This is a genomic window from Pseudomonas sp. PDM05 (assembly GCF_014851685.1).
In the GTDB taxonomy this organism is placed as follows: domain Bacteria; phylum Pseudomonadota; class Gammaproteobacteria; order Pseudomonadales; family Pseudomonadaceae; genus Aquipseudomonas.
On the sequence record NZ_JACVAC010000027.1, the window covers coordinates 1 to 5,541 of the forward strand.

2 protein-coding genes are annotated in these 5,541 nt (G+C 64.5%); both read right to left on the reverse strand.

What is annotated here, in order from left to right:
• Positions 1 to 4,720: non-ribosomal peptide synthetase (locus IB241_RS27230; protein ID WP_192301266.1), on the reverse strand; the 4,720-nt coding region annotated here is incomplete at its 3' end.
• A 3-nt stretch (positions 4,721 to 4,723) separates the two neighbouring features.
• A partial coding sequence (locus IB241_RS27235; RefSeq protein ID WP_192301267.1) for a phosphopantetheine-binding protein occupies positions 4,724 to 5,541 on the reverse strand: 818 nt, incomplete at its 5' end.

The window sequence follows — 5,541 nt, forward strand, 5'->3', positions numbered from 1 at the left end:
CGAACTTGACCGCCACCGCCTGCGGGTTTTCGCGGGCGCGGTCGGCGAACAGTTCGTGCACCAGACGAGCGTTTGAGAAGCCGGACTCACTGCGATCCCACAGTTGCAGGATGTGCTGTTGCTCATCGGCATCCAGCAGGTTCAATTGCCCGATGCTCTGCTGCTGATCGGCAACCATCGCCTGCAGCAGGTTCTGCCAATGCCGCGCCATGCGCGCAATGGTCGGCGCATCGAACAGATCGGTGCTGTAACCCAGGGATGCCCACAAGCCGTCGCGGCTGTCATGGGTGTCCAGGTCGAGGTCGAAGTGCGCGGTGCGCCGCTCCCAGGCCAGGTTTTCAATGCTCAGGTGCGCCAGCGCCAGCGGTTCACGCGGCCCGTCGGTCTGGTAGTTGAACATCACCTGGAACAGCGGGTTGAGGCTCAAGCTGCGCTCCGGTTGCAGCGCTTCCACCAGTTGTTCGAACGGCAGGTCCTGGTGGGCCTGGGCGTCCAGCGCCCGTTGCTTGACCTGCTGCAGCAGTTGGGCGACGGTGGTTTGCCCGTCGATGTCGGCCTTGAGCACCTGGGTGTTGACGAAGAAGCCGATCAGGCGCTCGGTCTCGACCCGGTTACGGTTGGCGATGGGCACGCCGACGCGAATGTCCTGCTGGCCGCTGTAGCGGTGCAACAGGGTCTGGAACGACGCCAGCAAGAGCATGAACATCGTCACGCCTTCGCGCTGCGCCAAGGCTTTCAGGTCTGCCGCCAGCGCCGCCGGCAACGGCACGTCGAGACGCGCACCGCGATGGCTCTGCTGGGCGGGGCGCTGGTGATCGAACGGCAATTCCAGCACCGGCTGCTCACCGCCCAGCAGGTCGCGCCAGTAGCTCAACTGGCGCTGTCTTTCGCCGGCTTCCATCCAGTCGCGTTGCCACAGCGCATAGTCGGCGTACTGGATCGGCATCGCCGGCAGTTGCGGCACATCACCGCGGCTGTAGGCGCTGTAGAGCTGCACCAGTTCATCGACCATCACCGCCATCGACGCGCCATCGGAGACGATATGGTGCTGCACCAGCACCAGTACATGCTCATCGGCCGCCAGGCGCAGCAAGGTCACGCGCAACAGCGGGCCCTGTTGCAGGTTGAACGGGCGTGAGATTTCGGCGGCGACCCGCGCATGCAGGTCAGCCTCGTCGATGTCGGCCAGCTCGATGGGGAGCGCAACCTGAGTACCGATCACCTGCACCGCGCCCTCGCCTTCCTGCTGCACATAGGTGCGCAGGCTTTCGTGGCGCGCGATCAAGCTGTTGAAACTGCGCTGCAAGGCCTCGCAGTCCAACTGGCCGGTCAGGCGCAAGGCACTGGGAATATGGTAAGCGGCGCTGTCGGGGTCCAGTTGCCAGAGGAACCACTGGCGTTCCTGGGCGTAAGACAACAGCAGCGGTTGCAGGCGATTGCGCGCTACCAGCGGTGGCGCCTGTTCGCGGCCTTCCAGCGCCTGCACTGCCGCCGCGAAACCGGCCAGCCTTGGTTGTTCGAACAGCAGTTTCAACGGTACTTCCTGCGCCAGGACCTGGCGCAGGCGCGAGACCACTTGCATCGCCAGCAACGAATGACCGCCCATCTCGAAGAAGTGATCGTTCAGGCCGACACGCTCGGCGCCGAGAATCTCGGCCCAGATCGCCGCGACGTGTTGCTCCAGTTCAGTGACCGGCGCAACCCAATCCTGTTGCGCCTGGCTGGCGTCCGGCTTGGGCAGGGCCTGGCGGTCCAGCTTGCCGTTCGGGTTGAGCGGCATGCGCTCGAGGAAGATCAGGTGCGCGGGCACCATGTAGTCCGGCAGTTGCTCGCGCAGCAGCGTTTTCAGGGCTTCAGCGTCCTGCTCGGCAGCAACCAGATAAGCCACCAGCTGATTGTCAGCCGCCAGCACCAGGGTTTCGCGCACACCGTCCTGCGCCAGCAACAGGGCTTCGATTTCCCCCAGCTCGATACGGAAACCACGGATTTTCACCTGATGGTCCACACGGCCGACGTATTCGATCACGCCATCGGCGCGATAACGCGCCAGGTCGCCGGTGCGGTACAGGCGGTCGCCGCCGAAAGGATCGGGGATGAAGCGTTCAGCAGTCAGCAGCGGGCGATTCAAGTAAGCACGGGCCAGGCCGCATTGGCTGCCGATGTACAACTCACCGACGGCGCCCAACGGTGCCAGATTCAAATCACGATCCAACACGTACAGCGCACGCCCCGGCAACGAACGGCCAATCGGGCTGGCGGTGGCGCCGATGGTTTCTTCACCACGGGTGCAGTCCAGCACGCTCGACACCACCGTGGCCTCGGTCGGGCCGTAGGTATTCAACAAACGTACGTGGCCAAGGCCAGCCTTGAGCCACTGCGCCGGGCCGTCCAACGGCATCGCTTCGCCGCCGATATGGATCTGGCGCAACGCCCCATAAGAGCGCGGCCCCGCCGCCAGGCAATCGAGCAGAAACAGGTTCCAGTACGCCGTCGGCAAGTCCGCCAGGGTGATGCCTTGGCGGATGATTTCCGCGTACAGGCGGCCGCTGTCCCACAGCTCGGCACCGCGCAGAACCACGGTCGCGCCGTGGGTCAGCGCCGGGTAGAGCTGCTCGACGAAACCGTCGAAGTTCAGGGTGGCGAACTGCAGGACACGATCGTCCTCGCTCAACCGCGAATAGCCGGCCGCAATCGCGGAAAACTCGGTCAACGCCGCATGGTTGATCGCCACGCCTTTAGGCTTGCCGGTGGAGCCCGAGGTGTAGATCACGTAGGCAAGGTTCTGCGGGTCGACCGGTACCTGCGGATTGCTCTCGGCACAGCGCTGCAACGCGTCCTTGGCGCTGTCGATGTCGAGCCTCGCCACCTCGGCGGGCAACGGCAATGGCTGGGCGGATTGGCACACCACCAAACGCACATGGCTGTCTTCGAGCATGTGCAGCAGGCGGTCGCGCGGGTATTGCGGGTCCAGCGGCACGTAGGCGCCGCCCGCCTTGAGGATCGCCAACAGGCTGACCACCATGGCGAACGAACGCTCCACTGCCACGCCGACCATCACTTCCGGTCCGACGCCCTGGCCGATCAGGTAGTGGGCCAAGCGGTTGGCCTCACGGTTCAACTCGGCATAGGTCAGCGTCTGCTCATCCAGGCACAGGGCAATGGCGTCGGGACGTCGTTGCGCTTGCACCTCAAACAGGCCGTGCACACCCAGCGGGCTTTCGAAAGCTGCGCCGCCGTTGTTCCAATCGTTCAGCAAGTCGCGCTGCTCGCCGTCGGCCAGCAACGTCAGTTGCGCCAAGCGGGTGCCCGCGCTGGCAACCATCGCGTGCAGCACGGTTTGCCAATGCTGCGCCATGCGCGCCACGGTGGCGGCTTCGAACAGGTCGGTGGCAAAGGTCCAGGAGGCCCACAAGCCCTGGTCGGTTTCTTCGGTGTCCAGGCTCAAGTCGAACTGCGCACTCTCGCTTGCCCACTCCAGGGAGGTCACGCCCAGCCCCGACAGTTGCTGCTCGCCCACGGCTGTACGAGTTTGCGCCTGGTGGTTGAACATCACCTGGAACAGCGGGTTGTGGCTCAGACTGCGTTCCGGTTGCAGCGCTTCCACCAGTTGTTCGAACGGTAGGTCCTGGTGACTCTGGGCCTGCAACGTGCGCTCTTTGACCTGGGCCAGTAGTTGGCGGAAGGTCATCTGACCGTCGAGGTCGGCCTTGAGCACCTGGGTGTTGACGAAAAAGCCGATCAGGCGTTCGGTCTCAGCGCGGTTGCGGTTGGCAGTCGGCACGCCGATGCGGATGTCCGACTGGCCGCTGTAGCGGTACAGCAGGGTCTGGAACGACGCCAGCAACAGCATGAACAGGGTCACGCCTTCGCGCTGCGCCAAAGCCTTGAGCCCCGCGACCAGCGCAGGTTCCAGCGCCACATCCTGACGCGCGCCGCGATAACTCTGGCGCGCCGGGCGTGGGTGATCGAACGGCAATTCCAGTACCGGCTGGCTGCCACCGAGTTGTTCACGCCAGTAACCGAGCTGGCGCTCCTTCTCCCCCGCTTCCATCCAGCGGCGCTGCCACAGCGCGTAGTCGGCATATTGGATCGGCAGTGCCGCCAACTGGCAGTCCTGGCCGTTGCTGTAGGCGGCGTAGAGCTGCATCAGCTCTTGCACCATCACGCCCATCGACCAGCCGTCGGAGACGATATGGTGCTGCACCAACACCAGCACATGCTCGTCTTCGCCCAGGTTGAGCAGGTTTACGCGCAACAAGGCACCGTGCTGCAAATCGAAGGGCTCGGCGATGAGTGCCTGCACCCGCGCTTGCAACCCGTCTTCGGTGACCGTGCTTTCAATGATGTCGACGACAGCGTGGGCCAGCACCACCTGGGAGCGGTTGTCACCCTCCAGATGCAGGCGCGTGCGCAGGCTTTCATGGCGTTCGAGCAGGCGGTCAAAGCTGCGCTGCAAGGCGCTTTTATCCAGGCGCCCGCTCAGGCGCAGCACGCCGGGAATGTGATAGGCGGCGCTGTCCGGGTCCAGTTGCCAGAGGAACCATTGACGTTCCTGGGCGTAGGACAGCGGCAATGGTTCACCGGCCTCGCGGGCCGGGGCAATCGGCAGTTGCCCGAAGCTCATGCCGCGGGTTTGCAAACGTTGGTAGAACTGCTGGCGTTGTTCCAGAGGCAGGCGAAGAAAGCGCGACACCAGGTCGATGTTAGGGTTGGAAAGCATGGTTCAAATCGCCTCTAGTTCGCTCAAAAAGTCACGAAGATCATCAAAGTCTTCCGCGCTGCCGGCACGGAAGGTGGCGGCGGCCTGGACGTAGGCGCGCAGGGTTTCGGTCTGGAACACCTCCACCAGCGGCACTTCCAGGCCCAGTTCGGCCTGGACCCGCGAGGTGATCTGGATGGCCAGTAACGAGTGGCCGCCGACCTCAAAGAAGTTGTCGTTCAAGCCCACTTGTTCCAGGCGCAGGACGTCGGCCCAGATGGCGGCGATCTGCTGCTCCAGCTCGGTTTCGGGGGCTACGTAGCTTTGCTGCAACTGGCTCGCGTCCGGTTCGGGCAGGCCCTTGCGGTCGAGTTTGCCGTTGGGGGTCAGGGGCATTTGCGCGAGGAACATGAAGTGCGCGGGCACCATGTAATCCGGCAGGCGAGCTTTCAGGGCGCGGCGCAGGGTGTCGCGGAACGCGGCGGTATCAGCCAAGTTGGCCTCGGCCGGGACGACGTAGGCCACCAGTTGCTTGCCGGTCGGGCCGTCCTGGGCCACCACCACGGTTTCGCCGACGCTGTCCTGTTCCCGCAGGCGCGCTTCGATTTCCCCCAGTTCGATGCGAAAACCTCGGATTTTCACTTGGTGATCGACACGCCCGAGGTAATCGACCACGCCGTCCGCACGCCCACGGGTCAGGTCGCCGCTGCGGTACACGCGGCTGCCGGGTTTGCCGAAAGGATCGGGCACGAAGCGTTCGGCGGTCAGCGCCGGGCGCTCCAGGTAACCCCGGGCCACGCCCTCGCCGCCCAGGTACAACTCGCCGGCGACGCCGATGGGTT